This window comes from Citrobacter sp. TBCS-14, assembly GCF_005280805.1.
GTDB classification, from domain to species: domain Bacteria; phylum Pseudomonadota; class Gammaproteobacteria; order Enterobacterales; family Enterobacteriaceae; genus Citrobacter; species Citrobacter gillenii.
Genome location: NZ_SZWM01000164.1, coordinates 273,024 through 295,285, shown reverse-complemented (window position 1 = coordinate 295,285; position 22,262 = coordinate 273,024). Strand labels below are relative to the sequence as shown.

Sequence of the window (22,262 nt, the reverse complement as noted above, 5' to 3'; positions counted from 1 at the left end):
AAGTCTAAGGTAAGAGAACCTGAATCAGCTTGAGATAGCGCAATTTTTTGTACAACAGTTAAAAAATGTTAACCCTGTAATAGACGAATCAACAAAGAACCGTTATACATCGCGTCCTTCACGAGTGCGGCCCCCGCCATCGTTCCCTGATTGGTAAACTGTGTGCTCTCAACAACAATGTGCTTACTGTAGGCTGGCAACGCCTGTTGGCGAATACTGTCAGCAATGGTCGGAAACAGAATATCTGCGGCCTTGCTGAGCGGAGAACCGATCAAAATCTTTTGCGGGTTGAATAAATTCACCATGATGGCCAGGATGCGTCCCACATGCGTACCGACGCCGTTAATAATATCTTTCGCCAATAAATCACCCTGCATGGCGGCAAGGCATATTGAATCCACCGTCAACGGTTGGCCATGCAGTGAGGAGCTCATCGACTGCTTCAGACGCACCTGTGCGAGTTCAAGAACGCTGTCTACACTGGCTATCGTTTCCAGACACCCATGATTCCCGCAGTAACAACGCTTGCCATACGGGTCCACCTGCGTATGGCCAATCTCGACCAGACTGCTGCTGCCCGCATGCAGTAAATGGCCGTCGGTGATCACCCCCGCGCCCACGTTGTGGTCAATCACTACCTGAATCACGTCGCGGGCACCGCGCGATGCACCAAAAAGCGCTTCAGCCATGGTCCAGGCGCTGATATCGTGCTGAATGTATACCGGTACCCCGGTATGACTCTCCAGCGCGTCACCCAGTGGCATCTCTTTAACGTCATCGTAAAACGGCATGCGATGAACGATGCCATTCTCGGTATCGATAATGCCCGGCATGGTGATGGCAATGGACGTTAAGCGTTCAAGCTTTTGCTGATGACGAATGAAGAATTGATCGACCTGCGCAATCACACGATCGAGCAGCGGGATCTCGGAGACCAGCGCCATTTCAAGGCAATCTTCAACCACCAGTTTGCTGCTGAGATCGCGCAGTGCGAGAAAAATTTCGCCACGACTGATACGAATAGATAAGTAGTGCCAGGCTTCCGTCTCGACAACCAGGCCAACGGCCGGACGCCCACGACTCCCAGCTTCTTTGATTTCCAGTTCTTGCACCAAATGTGCTTCGAGCATTTCGCGGACAATCTTGGTAATACTGGCAGGCGCTAATTGCGCCAGGCGAGAGAGATCAATACGCGATACCGGTCCGAGCTGATCTATCAGGCGATAAACCGCGCCCGCATTGGTCTGCTTAATTTGATCGATATGCCCAGGCTGACTATCAGCAACCACCACTTACTCCCTTTATTTTCGCGCTCCGAAATAATCTGTAGGCTATGGTGAAGTACTTCAATGGTTTCCGTCAACTTTTTACTTAGCCGTGTGATTTACCGCACATTTTCACCGGTTTTTAAACTAATTTAAGCACGCTGTACCGCCGCTAAAAGCTGCTGGCGAAAGCGTTGCGCAGCATGGCTTTGCTCGCGATGTTTAGGCCACACCAGCCACATTTCAGATACAGCATCCTCTTCTGCTATCGGTACCCAACACATTTCATACAGCTGTACCCGTTTAAAGGAGGCTGGCAGAATAGACACCCCCAACCCCGCCGCCACCAGGCCGATAATGGTCATCGCCTCCCCGACCTCCTGAGTTATAGTCGGCTTCAGGTCGTAGCGACGCATCAGGCCAAGAATATCGTCATACAATCCGGTCCCCACGTGCGGGTCAAAAAAGACAAACGGCTCGCGGGAAAGTTCCGCCAGAGTAACAACCGGCTTTTGTGCCAATGGATGCGCTCGAGGGATCATCGCCATCAGCGGTTCGTGCAGGATAACCTCCCGGTGCAGAGTGTCTGGCAGTTGCGTATTGCGCAGCAGTCCCATATCCAGCGTCCCTTCGCTTAATGGGGCAATCTGCTCGCGGGTATTCATTTCACGGGTTTGCATATGCACATCGGGGTAAGCCTGGCGAAAAAAGGACAGCGTATCTGACACCGCCTTAATAAACGGTGCTGAGGAGGTAAATCCGATACGCAACTCACCCGCTTCGCCCAAATGCAGACGTTCAGCTCTTGCTGCAGCTTCATTCACCAGCCCGAGGATCTGCCGACTGTCGGCCAGAAACTGCCTGCCTGCGGCGGTCAGCGCCACGCTGCGGTTGGTTCGCGCCAGCAATCTGGCACCCACCTGCTGCTCGAGGATTTGGATCTGTTGGCTCAACGGAGGTTGGGAAATGTTCAGCCGCGCCGCCGCACGGCCAAAATGGAGTTCTTCCGCAACCGCCACAAAGTAGCGCAGGTGACGCAGTTCAATATTCATATTTTTAAAATATTATTTGAGATTATTAATATATTAGACAGAATATTGTGATTTTCATACTCTAAAGACTAGTCCTGTATACCCAATGGATTTCATGTGAGCCGTACAACTACTGTCGATACTGCCCCGACAAGCGATGTTGATGAACAGAATATCTCCCCGCCAGATGCGTTTATAAAACGCGGCACCGCCTCTTTTATGCGCGTCACGCTGGCACTGTTTTCCGCCGGGCTGGCGACATTTGCCCTGCTGTATTGTGTACAACCGATCCTGCCGGTACTGTCCCATGAGTTTGGCGTATCGCCTGCCAGCAGCAGTATTTCACTGTCTATCTCCACCGCCATGCTGGCAATCGGTCTCCTGTTTACCGGCCCGCTTTCCGACGCCATTGGCCGCAAGCCGGTAATGGTCACCGCGCTCCTGCTGGCTTCCTGCTGCACCTTACTTTCAACGATGATGACCAGCTGGCACGGTATCCTGATCATGCGTGCATTGATTGGCCTGTCATTAAGCGGGGTCGCCGCGGTAGGTATGACCTATCTCAGCGAGGAGATCCACCCTAGCTTTGTCGCCTTTTCGATGGGGCTGTATATCAGCGGTAACTCGATTGGCGGCATGAGTGGCCGGTTGATCAGCGGAGTATTTACCGACTTTTTTAACTGGCGTATTGCGCTGGCGGCTATCGGCTGTTTTGCGCTGGCCTCCGCGCTGATGTTCTGGAAAATCTTACCCGAATCCCGCCACTTCAGACCGACGTCACTGCGGCCTAAGTCATTGTTTATTAATTTCCGCCTGCACTGGCGTGACCCCGGATTGCCGCTACTTTTCGTGGTCGGATTCTTATTGATGGGGTCGTTTGTCACGCTGTTTAACTACATCGGCTACCGCCTGATGCTGTCGCCCTGGGAACTCAGTCAGGCGGTGGTCGGCCTGCTGTCCGTGGCTTACCTTACCGGTACCTGGAGTTCCCCCAAAGCAGGGTCAATGACCACCCGCTACGGTCGTGGCCCGGTGATGTTGTTCTCGACTGGCGTGATGCTCGTAGGCTTGTTGATGACGCTGTTCACCTCACTGTGGCTGATTTTTGCCGGGATGCTGCTCTTTTCCGCCGGTTTCTTTGCCGCACATTCGGTGGCCAGCAGCTGGATTGGTCCGCGCGCTAAACGCGCCAAAGGTCAGGCCTCGTCGTTGTATCTGTTCTGTTATTACCTGGGATCGAGCATTGCGGGTACGCTGGGTGGCGTTTTCTGGCATAACTACGGCTGGAACGGCGTCGGCGGGTTTATTGCGTTGATGCTGATCCTTGCGCTACTGGTGGGGTCCCGTTTACATCACCGTTTGCACGCCTGATTGTGATGCCCGGTATCGCCGGGCACACCGCATTACGTGGACGGCACGAATGCCTGAGCCGCGATTTGCATGCCCACCACCGTCCCGTTCATCAAGATATGCAGCATAATTGGCATCAGTATGCCGTTACTTTTAATTCGGGCATAAATCAGAACCAGTGACACGATAAACAACAGCAATAACGTCCTAAAATCCACATACTGCGTGTGCATCAGCGCGAAAATGGCGGACACCACCGCTGACGTCAACCAGGTTTTATCCTTGAACCAGTACTGAAAGGCATTGAACAGGCAGCCGCGGAAAATCATTTCCTCATAAACCGGGGCAATAAATATCAGCGACAAACTCGACAGCCACAGCGCATAACTACGTAGTGATACCTGGGTTGTCACCCATTCTTCATTTTGTCTTATTCCCAGCAGCCAGGGCCCGGCAAACTGCACCAGCAAAAGTGCGACAAATAAAATACCAAACCACGTCACGTTAAACGTGCCCTTTCCCAGACCTGCTCTTTTGCTAAAAAAGAAATAATACAGCGGTACCAGCACAACGAACTCCGCAGCAAACAGCAGTGGGAACAGTAATCCCTGCGCCTGTAACAGCGCGCTTTCAGCAAAAAAAAGGGGGACAAACGTGAGGACAAACATCAGAATAAACATCGAAAAACAACCGGATACTGCCCGAGTTCTGGCGATATAGTCACTACTGATTTCCTGTTGCATACCGGCTCCCTGCTAAAAGATTACGCCATAGTTTAAAACATCAAATTTTGTTTATGATAAAAAGTATCATTATCACTTACAAGCTACCAACATTTCGCATTCTCTGCCGAGGAATGGGTAAATGCGGTAAATCACGTTAGACTCACAGGTCTGGTCCAACAGAACGAGAACGAAAATAATGAGTAACAGTACGAATTACCAACAGCTCACCCGCACGTTCCAGCGGCTCTCTCGCTTCTCCCACCTCTCGGCTATCGCCAGTTGGGACATGTTCACCATGATGCCTCCTGGTGGCAGCCAGGCCCGTGGCGAAGCGCTGGCGGAACTGAACGTCCTGGAACATCAGCTGTTAACCGATCCTAAGGTCGCCACCTGGATTGCCGGCGCGCAACACGAAGAATTGAATGATGTTGAACAGGCCAATTTGCGAGAAATGTCGCGTCTGCATCATCAGGCATCATTGTTGCCGGAATCACTGGTTGAAGCCAAATCCCTTGCGGGTAGCCGCTGCGAACACGCCTGGCGCAGCCAGCGCCCGGCCAATGACTGGGAAGGTTTTGCTGAGAACCTGAAGGATGTGGTGAAGTACAGCCGCGAAGAGGCCAGGCTGCGTGCCGAGGCCAAAGGTTGTTCACCGTATGATGCGCTGCTGGATGTGTTTGAACCAGACATGACCAGCGCCCGCCTGGACGTGTTATTCGCCGACCTCAAAGGCTGGCTCCCGGACCTGTTAAGCAAGGTGGTCGCCAAACAGTCCCGGCAATCGTTAATCGCGCCGGTTGGCCCTTTCCCGACGGCGGTGCAGCGCGAGTTAGGCCTTGAGACCATGGCGCAGTTGGGATTCGACTTTGCGGGCGGACGGCTGGACATTAGCGCCCACCCATTCTGCGGCGGCGTACCGGAAGATGTGCGTATCACCACACGGTATGATGAAAACGAACTGCTGAGCGCACTGTTTGGCGTTATCCATGAAACCGGCCATGCCCGCTATGAGCAGAACCTGCCGCGTAACTGGTCCGGTCAACCTATCGCCCTGGCACGCTCTACCGCCATTCATGAATCCCAAAGCCTGTTCTTTGAAATGCAGCTGGGTCGAAGCAGCGCCTTCCTGACGCGGTTAATCCCGGCGGTGAAGCGGCATTTTGGCGATCAACCCGCCTTTGAAGAAAGCAATTTTATCGCCTGGAACCAGCAGGTGAAGCCGGGCTTTATCCGCGTTGATGCCGATGAAGTGAGCTACCCCGCCCACGTGATCCTGCGCTACGAAATCGAGCGAGCACTGATTAACGGCGACATTGAAGTCGATGATATTCCGGCCTTGTGGAATGAGAAAATGCAGGCGTGGCTGGGGCTGTCAACCATCGGCAATTACCGTAATGGGTGTATGCAGGATATCCACTGGACCGACGGTGGCTTTGGCTACTTCCCTTCCTATACCCTTGGAGCCATGTATGCAGCACAGTTGTTTAGTGCGGCAAATCGCGCGTTGCCGGGGTTAGAAACGGCCATTGCTCAGGGTGATTTCAGCGCACTGTTTGACTGGTTACGCCAGAACATCTGGCAGCACGGTAGCCGCTTTACCACCGAACAGCTGATTACGCAGGCCACCGGTGAACCACTCAGTAGCCGCTATTTCCGCGCACATCTGGAAGCCCGTTATCTGTAATTGCTTACCGTGAGTCATTGTACATATGGTTACACGCCGAAACCAATGACTCACGGAAGCCTTGATATTACAGCGATATAGTTATTTCAACGGCCCCGCAGTGGGGTTGAATGAAAAACCAAATCGAGGGTATGACAATGAAAAAAGTATTAGCTCTGGTTGTTGCCGCTGCTATGGGTCTGTCTTCTGCTGCATTTGCTGCTGAAACAACGGCCACCACGACTCCGGCCGCTGCAGCCACCACCAAAGCAGCCCCGGCTAAAACCACACATCATAAAAAACAGCACAAGGCGGCACCGCAGAAAGCGCAATCTGCCAAGAAACACACCAAAAAAACCACCGCTAAACCTGCTGCAGAACAAAAAGCACCAGAGCAAAAAGCACAGGCAGCTAAAAAGCACAGCAAAAAAGCCGTAAAACACGACGCAGCTAAACCTGCGGCTCAGCCAGCGGCATAATCCGTCAGAAATAACGCTGGCGTCCCCCACGCCAGCGCCTACGGCGCTAGCTCTTGTCGGTTTAGCGCCGCGTTCGGAGGGTAAAAGGGTGTCCCATTACCGCTTTGAGTTCATTCTTATTACACTGATAATTTGCGGCCTTATTGCCACGCACTTTTATCTTTCCTGAGTGTAGTTACCTGATTTTACTCCCACTTTCCCACCGTCCCGTCTATAGTATTCATTGAGGGTTTGCTTTTAATAATCATAATTCCCCACCAGAGTGTGATATGCATAAAACCATTGCGGTATTACTGGGTTCTATTTGTCTTTCTCCTGTCGTTGCGCATGCGGATCGGCCAGCAACGCCCGCCACTGAAGCTGAAGACATTAAAACGCTCTTCTTTGGTCATGACGATCGCGTACAGATCCCAGACCCGACTCAATCGCCCTGGGACGCCATCGGACAACTGGAAACCGCCAGCGGTAACCTGTGTACGGCCACGCTCATTTCTCCGCATCTGGCCTTGACCGCCGGGCACTGTCTGTTAACGCCCCCTAAAGGCAAGCCGGATAAAGCCGTTGCGCTGCGCTTTGTGTCAAAAAAAGGCGTCTGGCGCTATGAAATCCACGGCATTGAGGCACGGGTTGATCCTTCACTTGGCAAGCGCTTAAAAGCGGATGGCGACGGCTGGATTGTGCCCCCTTCTGCGGCACCCTGGGATTTTGGTCTGGTGGTGTTGCGTTACCCCCCATCAGGAATTACACCGCTTCCCTTGTATGAAGGCGATAAAACCGCATTAACCGCTGCGCTGAAAGCCGCCGATCGCAAAGTCACTCAGTCAGGCTACCCGGAAGACCATTTGGACGATCTGTATGCGCATCAGGATTGTGTAGTGACCGGCTGGGCGCAAAACACCGTCATGTCTCATCAGTGCGACACGCTCCCGGGTGACAGCGGTTCCCCATTGATGCTGAAGACAGATGCGGGCTGGCAATTGATTGGTGTGCAGAGTTCCGCGCCGGCGGCGAAAGATCGCTGGCGGGCCGATAACCGCGCGATTTCGGTCACCGGTTTTCGCGATAAACTGGACGCGTTAGCGAAGGGATAACAACATGCTGCCCGCAGATACAGGCAGCATTTTTATCAGGCGAGTTTAATCATGATCATACCGGCCAGCAACAATGCCACGCCGATCCAGCCTTTATTATTCAGGCGCTGACCAAAAAGCACCCAGCCTGCGGCCAACGTGGCGGCAATCCCGAATCCCCCCCACAGGGCATAAGCAACGGAAAGGTCGATGCCTTTTACCGCCTGAGACAGCGCACTAAAGGCTGCCAGCACGGCGACCAATGACAGCACACCATAGGCTTTACGACGAAAACCATCGGAAAATTTCAAAAAAACGTTAGCGACAATTTCCAGCACGATGGCCATCCCCAACCAGGCGCCGTGAACCCATTCAAACTGCTGCATGGGTCACCTCGCCCCTCGCTTTTGCTGGCTTTCGTGTGCCTGATTTAATCAGCACGATACCGAACACTAGCGAGACTAATCCGGCCACCTTCATCGCCGACAGGGTTTCGTCAAATAACAGCACGCTAAACAGCGTAATAAATAAAATACCGATACCTTCCCATAACGCGTAGGCCACGCCGAGGGCAATTTTTTTAACGGCGAAACTGAGAAAAATATACGATAAGGCGATCATTACCAGCATTAAAATAAAGCCCGCATTACCATTACCTACGCTTGCCCATTTCATCGACAGCGTACCTGTAATTTCAGCCGCAATGGCCAGACCTAATAAAATCCAGTAAAACATGATACTTCTCCTGCTAGAGAATAAAGTACTTTGGGCTTACTGCATGCAGCAAACCAAAAAATAAAATCAGATAGCTCAGCGCATAACGCCAGCTCAGGCAGAAGAAGGGACTAAAGCGCGTTGCGCCAGAGTTGCTCACCTGCAAGCAGGAAAGTAGAAGAGGTACGAAGAAGTGTAGGTAAACGCAAAAACATCCTGAACGTATTGTCCATAATATTACAATTATCCGCAGTGTTGCTTCTCGTCATCGCGGATGATAATTGTCCTCGGTAGTTAAACACACGCAATTTGTATCATAGGTTCAAGACGAACTCAAAATTTTTTCACTTCTTTACCTGGTTCGTTTGATTTTTGTTATAACGACTCGAGGCAGATCACACTATTATCCAGGTTCAGGATAACTCTTCAGGAATAAACATGGCGAAACCCATTATCACGCTTAGCGGCCTAAAATTAGTCATTATGTTGGGCATGCTGGTGATCATTCTGACCGGCGTCCGCTTTGCGGCCGATATCATTGTCCCCTTTATTCTGGCGTTATTTATTGCCGTGGTGCTTAATCCCGTGGTCCAGCGAATGGTCAAACTTCGCATTCCGCGAGTATTAGCCGTGTCATTGCTGGTGGTTATTATTGTGATGCTAATGGTGCTGCTTTTAGCATATTTAGGGACATCCTTAAATGAATTAGCGAGAACGCTACCGCAATACCGTTCTTCACTGGTTATCCCGCTGAAAAATATCGAACCGTGGCTGCAGCGCGCGGGAATTGGTGTTTCCGTCGACGAACTCGTGAAGTATATCGACCCTAATGCGGCGATGACGCTGGTGACCAATTTGCTGACGCAATTGTCCAATGCCATGTCATCTATCTTTTTACTGCTGCTGACCGTCGTGTTTATGCTACTGGAAGTGCCACAGTTACCCGGCAAACTCAAACAAATGATGAGCAGACCCGTTGAGGGAATGGCCGCTATTCAACGCGCAATCGACAGCGTGTCACACTACCTGGTCCTCAAAACGGCCATCAGTATTGTCACCGGTCTGGTCGCCTGGGGCATGCTGGCCGCACTGGATGTCCGCTTCGCATTTGTCTGGGGACTGCTGGCTTTCGCGCTGAACTACATCCCCAATATCGGATCCGTGCTGGCGGCGATCCCCCCTATTGCTCAGGTACTGGTGTTTAGCGGATTTTACGATGCCCTGGTGGTGCTGGCGGGCTATCTGGCGATTAACTTGATATTCGGTAACATTCTCGAACCGCGCATCATGGGACGCGGACTGGGGCTATCGACGCTGGTGGTTTTTCTGTCGTTGATATTCTGGGGCTGGTTACTGGGACCGGTTGGCATGCTGCTTTCTGTCCCACTCACCATCATCGTTAAAATTGCACTTGAGCAAACTGAAGGCGGCCAAAGCATTGCCGTTTTGCTGGGCGATCTCAATAAAGCGTGAAGCCGCCTCTCTCACTAATAAGCGGAATGTGCCATAAAAAAACGGCCTCCGAGGAGGCCGTATGACATGCTAGTAATAATTACAGCGCTTTCAGTATTGCATCCACGCTGGCTTTGGCATCGCCAAACAGCATATGGGTGTTATCTTTAAAGAACAGTGGGTTCTGCACGCCGGCATAACCGGTATTCATTGAACGTTTAAACACAATGACATTCTGCGCCTTCCACACTTCCAGAACCGGCATACCGGCGATTGGGCTTTTCGGATCGTCCAGCGCCGCCGGGTTAACGGTATCGTTCGCGCCGATGACCAGTACGGTGTCTGTATCGGCGAAATCATCGTTGATTTCATCCATTTCCAGCACGATATCGTAAGGCACCTTCGCTTCCGCCAGCAGCACGTTCATATGCCCCGGAAGACGCCCGGCAACCGGGTGGATACCGAAACGCACCTTGATGCCGCGTGCACGCAGTTTCTCGGTGATTTCGGCCACCGGATACTGTGCCTGCGCCACCGCCATGCCATAGCCTGGAGTGATAATCACCGAGTGCGAATCCTTCAGCATTTCTGCCGTTTCTTCCGCGGAAATCTCGCGATGCTCACCCGCTTCCTGATCGTCACCAGTAGAAGAACCGTCGGTACCAAAACCACCGGCAATGACGCTGATGAAGGAGCGGTTCATCGCCTTACACATAATGTAAGACAGGATCGCACCCGAAGAACCCACCAGCGCACCGGTAACGATCAGCAGATCGTTGCTCAACATAAAGCCCGCCGCCGCTGCCGCCCATCCTGAATAGGAGTTCAGCATCGATACCACAACCGGCATATCTGCCCCGCCGATAGACGCCACCAGATGCCAGCCAAACGCCAACGCGATAATGGTCATCACCAGCAACGCCAGAACCTGCAGACCCACGCTTTCAGTACGCACGAACAGCACCAGCAGCAGGAACGAAACCACCAGCGCCGCAAGGTTCAGCTTGTGGCGATTCGGCAGCATCAGCGGCTTAGAGGATATCTTGCCGCGCAGTTTACCAAACGCCACAATAGAACCCGTGAAGGTCACCGCACCGATGAAGATGCCAAGGAACACTTCAGTCAGGTGAATATTCACCAGAATCGGTTCCAGACCCGCTTCGTGATACAGGTAGCTGTTAAAACCAACCAGCACCGCCGCCAGGCCAACGAAGCTGTGCAGGATCGCCACCAGCTCCGGCATCTCGGTCATTTCGACTTTCTTCGCCAGACGAATACCAATCGCGCCACCGATGATCATGGCAACCAGAATCCACGCGACGTTACCGGTATCCGGACCAAAGATCGTGGCAATCAGCGCAATCGCCATCCCGGCGATACCGAAGTTATTACCCTGCTGGGACGTTTCATGCTTAGAAAGCCCCGCCAGACTGAAAATAAACAGGATCGCGGCAACAATGTATGCAGCTGTAACTAATCCTCCAGACATGTGCTACCCCTTAGTTTTTCCGGAACATTTTCAGCATGCGCTGAGTCACGGTGAAGCCACCGAAAATATTAATGCTGGCAATAAGTACCGCGATAAAGCTCAGGAAACTCACCCAGCCACCCTGGCCAATCTGCAATAATGCCCCCACAACGATGATCCCGGAGATGGCGTTCGTCACAGACATCAGCGGCGTATGCAGCGCATGCGACACGTTCCAGACCACGTAGTAACCGACCACGCAGGAAAGCGCGAACACGGTAAAGTGTCCAAGGAACTCTTTTGGCGCCACATCGGCCAGCCAGCCAAACAGAATAACCACCAACGCCATCAGGGCGTATTTACGCCACGGTGAGACTGGTTTTTTCTCTTCAACCGGTGCAGGTGCAGCTTTTGCTGCCGCCTGAGGCTGAGCGGAAACCTGGATCGGCGGCGCAGGCCAGGTGATTTCACCTTCGCGAACCACCGTCACACCGCGCACCACCACATCGTCGAAATCCACGGTGATATTGCCGTCTTTCTCTTTGCACAGCAGCTTCAGCAGGTTAACGAGGTTGGTCCCGTATAGCTGGGAAGACTGCGTCGGCAAACGGCCCGGAAGGTCGGTATAACCAATAACCTTGACGCCGTTCTCGGTCGTGGTCACCTGATTTGCCACGGTGTATTCGCAGTTACCGCCGTTTTGCGCAGCGAGATCGACAATCACGCTGCCCGCTTTCATGGAGTCAACCATTTCACGGGTGATCAGTTTCGGGGCCGGTTTACCCGGAATCAACGCGGTGGTGACGATAATATCGACGTCTTTCGCCTGCGCGGCGAACAGTTCCATTTCCGCTTTGATAAACGCTTCGGACATCACCTTGGCGTAACCATCGCCGCTGCCCGCTTCCTCTTTGAAATCCAGCTCGAGGAATTCAGCGCCCATACTTTGCACTTGTTCTTTCACTTCCGGGCGCGTATCGAAGGCGCGAACAATCGCCCCCAGGCTGTTGGCCGCACCAATGGCCGCAAGACCCGCCACCCCGGCACCGATCACCATCACTTTGGCTGGCGGGACCTTACCCGCGGCGGTAATTTGTCCTGTAAAGAAGCGACCGAACTCATGCGCCGCTTCAACAATGGCGCGATATCCGGCGATGTTGGCCATCGAACTGAGGGCATCCAGCGACTGCGCACGCGAAATACGCGGTACGGAGTCCATTGCCATCACGGTGACATTGCGCTCGGCGAGTTTTTGCAGCAACTCCGGGTTTTGCGCCGGCCAGAGGAAACTGACCAGCGTGGTCCCCGGATTCAACAACGGAATCTCAAATTCTTCTGGTGCGTTGACCTTCAGGATAATCTCTGACTGCCAGACCGCATCCCCGTCAACAATTTCCGCGCCCGCTTGCACAAACGCCTTGTCGTCAAAACTTGCCAGTTGACCCGCGCCGCTTTCAACCGCGACGCTAAAACCCAGCTTCAGCAGCTGCTCAACCGTCTTCGGTGTGGCTGCTACGCGGGTTTCATTGGTTAACCGTTCTCTTGGTATGCCAATTCGCATAATGTTCCCTTCCATCTGTATTTTTGATGATGGTTTATCAATGTTCGCAAGCGGCCTGCGCGCACTTACGTAAGAGGTAAGTGTTACCCCAACAAAATAAAACAGTAACAAACTCTGTATAACCTACTGAAATTAACGCCTGTGATCTAGCGCCAAAAAACAGTATTTATTATGAAATTCGCAAAACCGGGATGAATTAACCCGCAGACAGGGATAATGCCCTTGAAATAGCCCGCAAAGGCCGATAAATCGCTCAAGCCAAGCGGCAAAACATGATTAAGCGCCACCACGGAACAATTGATTAACATTAAATTAACTTATGAAATTCAACCGATTTATCAGTTTTAGCGCTGAAATGCCGAATTTTTAGACATATCACTAAATGTTATCGATGTTGTTACGACGGCTGGCACGATGAGTGAAAAATGACGCAGACACTGACACAATTTAAATGCAATAATCAGCCACGTTTCTAGTCAATAACAATACCAGTACCTGGTTTGCGCAAGGCGAAGGATTATTTTTATGAAGCTTAAGAACACTCTCCTGGCGTCCGCACTTCTTTCTGCGACTGCTTTTTCTGTAAATGCAGCGACAGAATTGACGCCGGAGCAAGCGGCTGCCCTGAAACCCTATGACCGCATTGTGGTGACCGGCCGTTTTAATGCTATCGGTGATGCGGTTGCCGCCGTATCCCGCCGTGCAGATAAAGACGGTGCAGCCTCCTTTTACGTTGTTGATACCTCAGATTTTGGCAGCGGCGGTAACTGGCGTGTTGTTGCCGACGTCTATAAAGCCGACGCTGAAAAAGCGGAAGCTAACAAAAATCGCGTCATCAACGGTGTTGTAGAATTACCCAAAGATCAGGCCGTGTTGCTGGAACCGTACGATACCGTCACGGTGCAGGGTTTCTACCGTAGCCAGCCTGAAGTCAACGACGCCATCACCAAAGCGGCGAGAGAGAAAGGGGCTTACTCTTTCTATATTGTCCGTCAGGTCGATGCTAACCAGGGTGGCAACCAGCGTATTACCGCATTTGTCTATAAAGCCGATGCGAAAAAACGTGTTGTACAAAGCCCTGACGCCATTCCAGCTGATTCTGATGCCGGACGTGCAGCATTAGCAGCCGGTGGCGAAGCCGCGAAGAAAGTTGAGATCCCGGGCGTAGCTACCACCGCATCTCCGAGTGCAGAAGTGGGTCGTTTCTTCGAAACGCAGTCAACCAAAGGTGGACGTTACACTGTCACGCTTCCGGATGGTACGAAAGTAGAAGAACTGAACAAAGCAACCGCCGCCATGATGGTGCCGTTTGACAGCATCAAGTTCACCGGTAACTACGGCAACATGACTGAAGTTTCTTATCAGGTTGCTAAACGTGCCGCGAAAAAAGGCGCCAAGTACTACCACATTACCCGCCAGTGGCAGGAACGTGGTAACAACGTGACCATCAGTGCCGATCTGTATAAATAACGGTCACGAGTAACAATATAAGGCGGCTTTTTGCCGCCTTTCGCATTTTTAGTCACAAATCTCCCCATGCCCATTGCATGCGCTCCCTTCTCTCCGTAAAATTCCGCGCCTTAGTGGCTTCCTCCATTTTTATGCGGTTTGCCAAAATAATTATTCTCTCACTCTCGTTTTTGTCACTGGATACAAATGGAAAAGAAATTGGGTCTGAGCGCACTGACCGCGCTGGTTTTAAGCTCAATGCTCGGCGCGGGCGTTTTCAGCCTGCCACAAAATATGGCAGCGGTTGCCAGCCCGGCCGCATTACTGATTGGTTGGGCGATTACCGGCGCGGGAATTCTCCTGCTGGCCTTTGCCATGCTCATCCTGACGCGCATCCGTCCCGATCTGGACGGCGGTATTTTTACCTACGCCCGTGAAGGTTTTGGCGAACTGATTGGTTTCTGCTCGGCATGGGGTTACTGGCTGTGCGCCGTTATCGCCAACGTTTCTTATCTGGTGATCGTTTTTTCCGCACTCAGCTTCTTCACCGATACGCCTGAATTGCGTTTATTTGGCGATGGAAATACCTGGCAGTCTATCGTCGGGGCCTCAGTGCTGCTGTGGGTGGTCCATTTTCTGGTATTACGCGGTGTACAAACCGCCGCCAGCATTAACCTGGTAGCGACACTGGCGAAATTATTGCCGCTGGGTCTGTTTGTCGTGCTGGCCTTTATGCTGTTTAAGCTTGATACCTTTACTCTGGATTTTACCGGTATTGCGCTGGGTGTTCCGGTCTGGGAACAGGTCAAAAACACCATGCTCATCACGCTGTGGGTGTTTATCGGGGTAGAAGGCGCGGTCGTAGTGTCAGCACGTGCCCGCAATAAACGCGATGTCGGTCGCGCCACGCTGCTGGCGGTATTGGCCGCGCTGGGTGTTTATCTGTTGGTTACCCTGCTTTCCCTTGGCGTGGTTGCTCGCCCGGAACTGGCTGAAATCCGTAACCCGTCAATGGCCGGACTGATGGTCAAAATGATGGGGCCGTGGGGTGAAATTATTATTGCGGCCGGTCTGATAGTTTCCGTCTGCGGTGCCTATTTAAGCTGGACGATTATGGCAGCCGAAGTGCCGTTTCTGGCATCGACGCACAAAGCGTTCCCGCGCATTTTCGCACGTCAAAATGCGCAAGGTGCACCGTCGTCTTCACTGTGGCTCACCAATATCTGCGTACAGGTGTGTCTGGTGCTGATCTGGCTCACAGGCTCTGACTATAATACGCTGCTGACGATTGCCTCCGAGATGATTCTGGTGCCTTATTTTCTCGTTGGCGCATTTTTGCTGAAAATCGCCACCCGCCCGATTCATCAGGCTGTTGGTGTCGGTGCCTGCATTTATGGCTTATGGTTATTATATGCTTCTGGCCCAATGCACTTGTTGCTGTCTGTGGTGCTGTATGCGCCAGGATTATTGGTCTTTCTTTACGCCAGAAAAACGCACACGCACGATAACGTGCTGAACCGCCAGGAATTGGTTTTGATCGGCCTGCTGCTGGTCGCCGCCGTTCCGGCTACCTGGATGTTGATGGGGTAAACGTCATACCCATCGTTTGATGTTAATGGAGATTACGATGGGTAAAAAGCCCCTGCCAATACTTATCACCGGCGCAGGCCGTCGCATCGGCCTCGCAATTGCATGGCATTTTTTGAATCAAAAACAGCCGGTAATTATCAGCTATCGTACGCATTATCCATCGATTGATGGTCTGCAAGAAGCCGGCGCGGTGTGCATTCAGGCCGATTTTTCGACCGATGCCGGCGTGCTGGCCTTCGCTGATGACGTAAAAAACCGAACGGATGGATTACGCGCCATCGTGCACAATGCCAGCGCCTGGGTTGCAGAAAAACCCGGTAAACCGCTGTCTGACGTGTTGTCCAGCATGATGCAGATCCATGTCAACACGCCCTACCTGCTAAACCACGCGCTGGAAGGCCTGCTGCGCGGCCACGGCCACGCCGCCGGCGACATCATCCATTTTACAGATTACGTCGTCGAGCGCGGCAGCGACAAACATATCGCGTATGCCGCCAGCAAGGCTGCACTGGACAACATGACCCGCTCATTCGCGCGTAAACTGGCACCAGAAGTCAAAGTGAACGCCATCGCACCATCGCTTATTCTGTTTAACGAAGATGACGACGCCGAATATCGTCAACAGGCTCTGAACAAGTCACTGATGAAAACCGCGCCCGGCGAGAAAGAGGTCATTGAGTTAATCGATTATCTGTTGACCAGCTGTTTTGTCACCGGGCGTAGTTTTGCCCTGGATGGCGGTCGCCACCTGCGTTAGTGCAGTTTTACCCAACAAATAATCAGCAACCACGCGCTCAGGCCCCAGCAGACTACCGCCCCGCCGAGCGCGACGGGCAGGCGCGTAAACCCGGTGAAGTACCACAGTGAAACAAGGTAGACAAAATAGGGAATAATTGACCACATACTGAAGACAATTGTGGTGCGTAACGCTTCAATACCGCGCTCGCTGGCCACAATATAGTGAGCGATCAGCGCAAATGTCGGGAACAGCGGAATTAATCCGGCAATATAGTAATTCTTTGTTTTAGCCAGCACGCCAATCAACACCACCACCAGCGCACCCAGCGCCGCTTTTATAAGTAACCCCATCACTTTGCCTTAACACATCAATAACATCAGCCCCTAGCATAACGGAAGCGTTCTCGTTTAGAAAAGATTAATGGAAGGAAAAACAGGGGCGGTGTATGTTGGCACTTTATAATCAAAATGAATGATATGAACACCATCGTATTTGTTGAAGATGATCCTGAAGTCGGTTCGCTGATTGCCGCCTACCTGGCCCGGCATGATATCGAGGTCATCCTTGAACCGCGCGGCGATTTAGCCGAAGAGAAGGTCCTGCAGGTTCAACCCGACCTGGTGTTGTTAGACATTATGCTGCCTGGTAAAGACGGAATGACCATCTGTCGTGATTTGCGCGGGCGCTGGCAGGGTCCAATTGTTCTGCTGACGTCTCTCGACAGCGATATGAACCATATACTGGCGCTCGAAATGGGAGCCTGTGACTACATTCTGAAAACGACGCCGCCGGCGGTGCTGCTGGCCCGCCTGCGCCTGCATTTACGCCAGAACGAACATTCGACGCAGTCAAAAGGTATTCAGGCGGCCACCCTTACGCCGCATACCATACTGCGCTTTGGTACGCTAACTATCGATCCAACCAATCGTTCCGTGCTACTTGCTGGTGACCCCGTTTCGCTATCTACCGCCGATTTCGAACTACTGTGGGAGCTGGCAACCCATGCGGGACACATTATGGATCGCGATGCGTTGCTGAAAAATCTGCGCGGTGTGAGTTATGACGGGATGGATCGCAGCGTTGATGTGGCGATTTCCAGACTGCGCAAAAAACTGCTGGATAACGCCACAGAGCCGTACCGCATCAAGACCATCCGTAATAAAGGCTATTTGTTTGCCCCGCACGCCTGGGATGATGAACCACGCAAATAACCCCGCCAGGCTGGTTTTAACCCAGCCCAATTCGCCATTTAACGTTACACTGTCACGCAAATCGTCTACAGGATAAGCATAAAGACCTCGTCTCGGTCTGAACCACACTTTTTGTGTGGCTGTCAGTGGTCCCCCTCCCTATAATCCGTCCCGGTCCTGAGCCACTATGGCTCAGCGTTTTATTTCAAAAATACACCCTCTTTCCGGCATTTCAGGTGCTGAATGAGGCAAGAGGCTACATTATGTTCGTTACTCTCGCGTATATCGCGTTATTTTTGGTTTGTTCATGGGCTGTATTCAGAATCGACCAAAAAAGTCACTCCCTGTCCAAAAGCGTCTTCATTGCCATTTTTATCGGTGCCGTTATTGGCTTATCCCTGCATTTTATTGCAGCCGACAACAGCAAAATAATTATCGATTGGTATAACGTCATCGGTAACGGTTATGTCAATTTACTCAAACTGGTTGCGGTTCCGCTAATCTTTATCTCTATTCTGTCGGCGATTAATAAGCTCGAAAACAGCGCCGGAATTGGCAAAATGTCACTCACTATCGTAGGGAGCATGCTCTGCCTGGTGATGATCGCCGGATTTGTTGGCCTGCTCACCGCCCACGTTTTAGGTCTGGATGCGAGCGCGTTTGGCCATATGCAGTCAACGTTGACGGCTGAGGATGTGAGTAAAACAGCCGCCGTTTCACTGCCTAAGCTAGTCACCTCGCTGATCCCCACCAATATCTTCCTCGATCTTACCGGGGCCAGAAGCGTTTCTGTTATTGGTATTGTGATTTTCACTCTGCTTGCCGGGGTAGCATTATTAAAAGTAAAACAAGATGCACCGCAAGAAGGTGAAAAATTAAGCGCGGGCATTAACGCCATCCAGATTTGGGTGATGAAAATGGTGCGCATCGTTATTGCCCTCACCCCCTATGGCGTGATGGCATTAATGGCTGGCGTGTTTTCCGCTTATCGGTTTGAACAATTTGCCAGTTTGTTAGGCTTTATTGCCGCCTGCTACATTGCCGTGCTGATGATGTTTATCGTGCATGCGCTAATTTTGCTGCTTAGCGGAAACAATCCTGTGCGCTATTTTAAAACCGTGTGGCCGGTTTTAACCTTTGCGTTTGTTTCGCGCAGCAGCGCTGCCTCTATTCCACTGGCCATTACCGCGCAGGAAAAATTTGGCGTACAAAATACCATTGCCAATATCGCGGCTTCATTTGGTTCCAGCATGGGCCAGAATGGCTGTGCCGGGATTTACCCTGCTATTATGGTAGCAATGATTGCACCGACAATGGGCATCGATCCGCTGTCGGTACATTTTCTGCTCGCGATGCTACCGGCGATTGCGCTGGGATCGATTGGGGTGGCGGGCGTCGGTGGTGGTGGGACGTTTGCCGCACTGATTGTGCTTTCCACGCTGAATTTTCCGGTCGCGCTGGTGGGGATTTTTATTGCTATTGAGCCGATTGTCGATATGGCGAGGACTGCATTAAACGTCAACGGTTCGATGATGTCGGGCGTGCTGGCTAACCGAATTTTGCGTAAAGAAACGTCCGCGCAGCAACCGTCCACATCGCTCAGCAACGCTGAATAACCGTTCAGAGCAGTGCCAGATAATAGCCTTCCCGCTGACAGGAAGGCTTTATTTAGGTTAACTGAGCATCAACCTGTCATAGTTTTTCCAGCGATAATTCAGCGCGGAGAGGATCCAGCAACCGAGAAATACAGCAATAATCATAAAACCAACATTACCCATGTGGTCACTCATATTACTTACCGTATCCCACATTCCGCCCTGAAGTGAAAACGCATCGGACAGTAATCCTAACGCTTCCAGCCCGCCAATAAATACCGCCACAATCACCGAGGTTCCGGTGATTGTCATATTGTAATACAGCTTCCGCTGCGGCTTATTAAAGGCCCAGCCATAGGCCCCGACCATCAGAATACTGTCGAGGCAATCAATTAACGCCATGCCACAGGTAAACAATGCCGGAAACACTAGAATGGACCAGATGGACATCCCACTGGAAGCACCTGAAGCAGAAATGCCTAACAGCGAAATTTCTGTGGCAGTATCAAAACCCAGCCCAAACAAAAAGCCGACAAAATACATATGCCAGTCTTTCCCCACCAGCCTAAAGGCCGAGCGGAAGAGCCAACTCAGAGGCCCTGAAATCGTGATTTCTTCCGCGGTTCCGTAATAGGTGCCCGTACGTTTTAAATGACGGAATGCCTTCCATACCTGGCAGAAGATAATCAGATTGATGGTCGCCAGAATCAGCAAGAACGCTGCAGAAACGGCCGTACCGATCACGCCCCCAACATTCTGCAACCACGCCATATGATGTTTAAACACGCTGGTAGTGAGGGCAATGCCAATACTTGCCAGTACCACAATGGTGGAATGTCCGAGAGAAAACCATGCCCCGGTGGTCAATGCGCGCTTTTTTTGCTGCATCAGTTTGCGGGTTGCGCTGTCGATGGCGGCGATATGATCGGCATCCACGGCGTGGCGCAAACCGTAACACCAGGCGACCAGGCTCAGCGCCAGAAGCGAGGTATGATAACTAAACACCGTGAAAGCCCACAGCCACGCCACAATGTTTGCCCCGACCAAAATCGCCACCAGCAGCATAATATCCGGACGTTTTTTGCACACTGAAAACAACGTGTTCATTGTTTTCGGCCCATTAACTTATTCATAAGAGACACAACCTAACCCGCCATTTACTGATTGGTAATCTAAATATTTATCAGCCTAATGATAACGGTTTAAAATTACTGACGCGTGTCGTAGATCAAAGTTGCAGAGACCCTGAGTCCAGTTCAACAAACGCGAGCTCCGCCACGTGCAGGGTTATTGCCGCAGTGCCCCCGTCTTGCAGAAACCAGGCGGATGAAAGTCCACACCATGCCGCGATCCACAGAAGAAGACGCTCGCGTTTAAGTCCGGCAGCCTCTGAAACGATGTTGACGCGCTGGGTGAACCGCGATGGATCAATGGCGATGCCAATACCAGGATCGGCAAGATCGGGATTGGTGAAAATATTGGCGTAATCAAACCCACGCTCACCCAACAACCCTTTCGGATCGATAGCCAGCCATCCAGACTCTGCAAAATCAAGCACATTACCGTGGTGTAAATCACCGTGCAGCACCACGACATCTTGCGCAGTGGAGAAAAGCACATTGGCTGCCTGCGCGCAACGAAGCATGATCCCACCAAAACGTTGCGCTGTCGGCTCAAGATCGCGAAACCAATGTTCAAGCGGCGTGAGCAGCGGTGTTGAGGTATCTGCCGCAACATGGAGTCGACGGGCAGTTTGGCAAATGATGCGGCAGGCTCGCGCATCCTGGTCTTCCCGGGACATATCCGTCAGCGATTGTGTCCCTGTGGCACGTTCTAACAGAATCGCCCCATTTTCATGAGCCAGCACCCTCGCCGCCCCTTTCCCGTTCCACCAGGTCATCAACTGACAACCGGTTCGCTCACTGTCATCATCCGTGAGTTTAAGAATGGCTTTCTTGCCACCGTGAATTGTTGTCACGGGTAGCAGATACGATGTATGAGTCACGATGGGAGCACCATCAGGGATGAGTTTCCAGCGGCTTAACCAGGTACTGAACATATGCTTTCCAAAGTAATACCACCCTCTTCAGCCTGAGTGAATCGCTGGTGGAACATTAGCGAGATTTTTACCGCATTATAACGATGACGGGTCAGGGCGACACCTACATCTATACAGAATTTTATGCTAGGTTGAAAAATACAGCCCTCGAGAAAGAGGCAAACGCCAGCTTCAAAAACAGATCGTTTATGCTGCTTTATGGTCGATTGCGCCATAGAATTCAGAATAAAATAAAATCACATCATCGATAAAAACAGGGAGCGCTGAATTCTCGCCCCCTGCACTTTTTTTACCCCTCAGGCATCGCCGAAGAATGATGGGTAGAGATTTTCCACTCTTTTCCATCCCATGCGTAAGTGAACGTATATCGTGCTGAAACGGTAGATTTATCGGCGAAGGTAAATGTGTAGGTACCGGTATCTATCGCCTTGTTGCACCCCAGACGAATAGTGCGAGTATCAATTTTTCCGGTAGGTTTCTTCGCCAGAAAATGCTCAAAATAATCAATGCGTTCAGCATCCGTTAAGCGGGCTTTATTGGATACCGTTGGCAGTAACACCGCATCGCTGAGATAGTTTTCTGAAACCGTCTTCGCGTTGCCCGTTTTTAACGATGCGTTCCACTTATCAAATAGCGCTTCGATTTGAGCGTTATCGACCTTCACGCAGTCAGGTGCCGACACCGCAAAAACCGGGCCAGACAGAAGGGTCAGTGAAGCAATAAGACCTAATAATTTCTTCATTTTAATCAATCCATTCGTGGTCGTATGGCAATGCTGAACCATTGATAACCAGGCTATAAAAATCGCATGGCATGTCATTATCAATGGGAATCATCAACATACGCTGTGTGTGAAAATAAA

Annotated in this window: 21 protein-coding genes; 10 read left to right on the top strand and 11 right to left on the bottom strand. The window is 51.7% G+C overall.

All coding sequences use genetic code 11. The features are described from left to right. Window positions 1-68 precede the first annotated feature (68 nt). Window positions 69-1,289, bottom strand: a complete 1,221-nt coding sequence (mlc, locus tag FDX22_RS05145) for a sugar metabolism global transcriptional regulator Mlc (protein WP_115259946.1) — start codon at window positions 1,287-1,289, stop codon at window positions 69-71. 128 nt (window positions 1,290-1,417) lie between these two features. Continuing rightward, complete coding sequence (locus FDX22_RS05140; RefSeq protein WP_117343086.1) at window positions 1,418-2,317, bottom strand: LysR family transcriptional regulator; 900 nt, start codon at window positions 2,315-2,317, stop codon at window positions 1,418-1,420. 96 nt (window positions 2,318-2,413) lie between these two features. Here FDX22_RS05140 and FDX22_RS05135 point away from each other — a divergent pair, with 96 nt between their 5' ends. Continuing rightward, window positions 2,414-3,667, top strand: coding sequence for an MFS transporter (locus FDX22_RS05135; RefSeq protein WP_115258539.1), 1,254 nt, complete (start codon window positions 2,414-2,416; stop codon window positions 3,665-3,667). 32 nt (window positions 3,668-3,699) lie between these two features. On the opposite strand, the gene FDX22_RS05130 is transcribed toward FDX22_RS05135, so the two are convergent. After that, window positions 3,700-4,389: a CPBP family intramembrane glutamic endopeptidase gene (locus tag FDX22_RS05130; RefSeq protein ID WP_146716804.1), complete on the bottom strand. Its 690-nt coding sequence runs from the start codon at window positions 4,387-4,389 to the stop codon at window positions 3,700-3,702. A 178-nt stretch (window positions 4,390-4,567) separates the two neighbouring features. On the opposite strand from FDX22_RS05130, the gene FDX22_RS05125 reads away from it, so the two are divergent. The 3 genes from FDX22_RS05125 (at window position 4,568) to FDX22_RS05115 (ending at window position 7,604) form a co-directional block, all read left to right on the top strand. Continuing rightward, complete coding sequence (locus FDX22_RS05125; protein WP_115258540.1) at window positions 4,568-6,055, top strand: carboxypeptidase M32; 1,488 nt, start codon at window positions 4,568-4,570, stop codon at window positions 6,053-6,055. Window positions 6,056-6,192: 137 nt separating this feature from the next. After that, window positions 6,193-6,513 (top strand): acid resistance repetitive basic protein Asr, encoded by a 321-nt coding sequence (asr, locus tag FDX22_RS05120; RefSeq protein WP_115259947.1) that lies wholly within the window; start codon window positions 6,193-6,195, stop codon window positions 6,511-6,513. A gap of 269 nt (window positions 6,514-6,782) precedes the next feature. Beyond that, window positions 6,783-7,604: a serine protease gene (locus FDX22_RS05115; RefSeq protein ID WP_117343082.1), complete on the top strand. Its 822-nt coding sequence runs from the start codon at window positions 6,783-6,785 to the stop codon at window positions 7,602-7,604. 35 nt (window positions 7,605-7,639) lie between these two features. Here the strand turns inward: FDX22_RS05115 and mdtI are convergent, their stop codons facing one another. Together mdtI and mdtJ are read right to left on the bottom strand one after the other, a co-directional pair. Further along, window positions 7,640-7,969: a multidrug/spermidine efflux SMR transporter subunit MdtI gene (gene mdtI, locus FDX22_RS05110; protein ID WP_040233868.1), complete on the bottom strand. Its 330-nt coding sequence runs from the start codon at window positions 7,967-7,969 to the stop codon at window positions 7,640-7,642. Beyond that, complete coding sequence (gene mdtJ / locus FDX22_RS05105) at window positions 7,956-8,321, bottom strand: multidrug/spermidine efflux SMR transporter subunit MdtJ (RefSeq protein ID WP_170972989.1); 366 nt, start codon at window positions 8,319-8,321, stop codon at window positions 7,956-7,958. Before mdtJ ends, mdtI begins: the two co-directional genes overlap by 14 nt. A 414-nt stretch (window positions 8,322-8,735) precedes the next feature. On the opposite strand from mdtJ, the gene FDX22_RS05095 reads away from it, so the two are divergent. Then, window positions 8,736-9,770, top strand: coding sequence for an AI-2E family transporter (locus FDX22_RS05095; RefSeq protein ID WP_115258543.1), 1,035 nt, complete (start codon window positions 8,736-8,738; stop codon window positions 9,768-9,770). A 79-nt stretch (window positions 9,771-9,849) separates the two neighbouring features. Here FDX22_RS05095 and pntB read toward each other — a convergent pair whose 3' ends face one another. Next, window positions 9,850-11,238: a Re/Si-specific NAD(P)(+) transhydrogenase subunit beta gene (pntB, locus tag FDX22_RS05090; protein ID WP_096757109.1), complete on the bottom strand. Its 1,389-nt coding sequence runs from the start codon at window positions 11,236-11,238 to the stop codon at window positions 9,850-9,852. Window positions 11,239-11,248: 10 nt separating this feature from the next. Then, the gene (gene pntA / locus FDX22_RS05085; protein WP_096757110.1) at window positions 11,249-12,778 is read right to left on the bottom strand and encodes a Re/Si-specific NAD(P)(+) transhydrogenase subunit alpha; all 1,530 of its coding nucleotides are present in this window, start codon (window positions 12,776-12,778) and stop codon (window positions 11,249-11,251) included. Between the two features lie 525 nt (window positions 12,779-13,303). Between pntA and ydgH the strand changes: the two genes are divergently transcribed. The 3 genes from ydgH (at window position 13,304) to folM (ending at window position 16,574) form a co-directional block, all read left to right on the top strand. Continuing rightward, entirely contained in the window at window positions 13,304-14,248 is a 945-nt protein-coding gene (gene ydgH / locus FDX22_RS05080) for a DUF1471 family protein YdgH (RefSeq protein WP_096757111.1), read from the top strand. Window positions 14,249-14,434: 186 nt separating this feature from the next. Next, on the top strand, window positions 14,435-15,817 hold the full coding sequence (locus FDX22_RS05075) for an amino acid permease (RefSeq protein WP_096757112.1): 1,383 nt from the start codon (window positions 14,435-14,437) through the stop codon (window positions 15,815-15,817). Window positions 15,818-15,854: 37 nt separating this feature from the next. Next, a complete protein-coding gene (folM, locus tag FDX22_RS05070; RefSeq protein ID WP_096757113.1) occupies window positions 15,855-16,574 on the top strand; it encodes a dihydromonapterin reductase in 720 nt (239 codons plus the stop codon). On the opposite strand, the gene FDX22_RS05065 is transcribed toward folM, so the two are convergent. Next, window positions 16,571-16,906, bottom strand: coding sequence for a GlpM family protein (locus FDX22_RS05065; protein ID WP_146716803.1), 336 nt, complete (start codon window positions 16,904-16,906; stop codon window positions 16,571-16,573). The genes folM and FDX22_RS05065 overlap by 4 nt on opposite strands. Window positions 16,907-17,023: 117 nt before the next feature. Here FDX22_RS05065 and rstA point away from each other — a divergent pair, with 117 nt between their 5' ends. Together rstA and FDX22_RS05055 are read left to right on the top strand one after the other, a co-directional pair. Next, on the top strand, window positions 17,024-17,767 hold the full coding sequence (gene rstA / locus FDX22_RS05060; RefSeq protein ID WP_115258544.1) for a two-component system response regulator RstA: 744 nt from the start codon (window positions 17,024-17,026) through the stop codon (window positions 17,765-17,767). 242 nt (window positions 17,768-18,009) lie between these two features. Beyond that, window positions 18,010-19,362, top strand: a complete 1,353-nt coding sequence (locus FDX22_RS05055; RefSeq protein ID WP_146716802.1) for an L-cystine transporter — start codon at window positions 18,010-18,012, stop codon at window positions 19,360-19,362. 57 nt (window positions 19,363-19,419) lie between these two features. Here FDX22_RS05055 and FDX22_RS05050 read toward each other — a convergent pair whose 3' ends face one another. The 3 genes from FDX22_RS05050 to FDX22_RS05040 form a co-directional block, all read right to left on the bottom strand. Then, window positions 19,420-20,448, bottom strand: coding sequence for a HoxN/HupN/NixA family nickel/cobalt transporter (locus tag FDX22_RS05050; protein ID WP_146716801.1), 1,029 nt, complete (start codon window positions 20,446-20,448; stop codon window positions 19,420-19,422). Between the two features lie 121 nt (window positions 20,449-20,569). Then, window positions 20,570-21,400 (bottom strand): aminoglycoside phosphotransferase family protein, encoded by an 831-nt coding sequence (locus tag FDX22_RS05045; protein ID WP_146716800.1) that lies wholly within the window; start codon window positions 21,398-21,400, stop codon window positions 20,570-20,572. Between the two features lie 289 nt (window positions 21,401-21,689). Beyond that, on the bottom strand, window positions 21,690-22,142 hold the full coding sequence (locus FDX22_RS05040) for an SgcJ/EcaC family oxidoreductase (RefSeq protein ID WP_146716799.1): 453 nt from the start codon (window positions 22,140-22,142) through the stop codon (window positions 21,690-21,692). Between the last annotated feature and the right edge of the window lie 120 nt (window positions 22,143-22,262).

Coding starts and splice junctions, on each gene's coding strand:
- FDX22_RS05140 (WP_117343086.1), bottom strand. CDS start 2,317: ATGAATATTGAACTGCGTCACCTGCGCTACTTTGTGGCGGTTGCGGAA.
- FDX22_RS05130 (WP_146716804.1), bottom strand. CDS start 4,389: ATGCAACAGGAAATCAGTAGTGACTATATCGCCAGAACTCGGGCAGTA.
- FDX22_RS05125 (WP_115258540.1), top strand. CDS start 4,568: ATGAGTAACAGTACGAATTACCAACAGCTCACCCGCACGTTCCAGCGG.
- asr (WP_115259947.1), top strand. CDS start 6,193: ATGAAAAAAGTATTAGCTCTGGTTGTTGCCGCTGCTATGGGTCTGTCT.
- FDX22_RS05115 (WP_117343082.1), top strand. CDS start 6,783: ATGCATAAAACCATTGCGGTATTACTGGGTTCTATTTGTCTTTCTCCT.
- mdtI (WP_040233868.1), bottom strand. CDS start 7,969: ATGCAGCAGTTTGAATGGGTTCACGGCGCCTGGTTGGGGATGGCCATC.
- FDX22_RS05095 (WP_115258543.1), top strand. CDS start 8,736: ATGGCGAAACCCATTATCACGCTTAGCGGCCTAAAATTAGTCATTATG.
- pntB (WP_096757109.1), bottom strand. CDS start 11,238: ATGTCTGGAGGATTAGTTACAGCTGCATACATTGTTGCCGCGATCCTG.
- pntA (WP_096757110.1), bottom strand. CDS start 12,778: ATGCGAATTGGCATACCAAGAGAACGGTTAACCAATGAAACCCGCGTA.
- ydgH (WP_096757111.1), top strand. CDS start 13,304: ATGAAGCTTAAGAACACTCTCCTGGCGTCCGCACTTCTTTCTGCGACT.
- FDX22_RS05075 (WP_096757112.1), top strand. CDS start 14,435: ATGGAAAAGAAATTGGGTCTGAGCGCACTGACCGCGCTGGTTTTAAGC.
- folM (WP_096757113.1), top strand. CDS start 15,855: ATGGGTAAAAAGCCCCTGCCAATACTTATCACCGGCGCAGGCCGTCGC.
- FDX22_RS05065 (WP_146716803.1), bottom strand. CDS start 16,906: ATGGGGTTACTTATAAAAGCGGCGCTGGGTGCGCTGGTGGTGGTGTTG.
- rstA (WP_115258544.1), top strand. CDS start 17,024: ATGAATGATATGAACACCATCGTATTTGTTGAAGATGATCCTGAAGTC.
- FDX22_RS05055 (WP_146716802.1), top strand. CDS start 18,010: ATGTTCGTTACTCTCGCGTATATCGCGTTATTTTTGGTTTGTTCATGG.
- FDX22_RS05050 (WP_146716801.1), bottom strand. CDS start 20,448: ATGAACACGTTGTTTTCAGTGTGCAAAAAACGTCCGGATATTATGCTG.
- FDX22_RS05045 (WP_146716800.1), bottom strand. CDS start 21,400: ATGTTCAGTACCTGGTTAAGCCGCTGGAAACTCATCCCTGATGGTGCT.
- FDX22_RS05040 (WP_146716799.1), bottom strand. CDS start 22,142: ATGAAGAAATTATTAGGTCTTATTGCTTCACTGACCCTTCTGTCTGGC.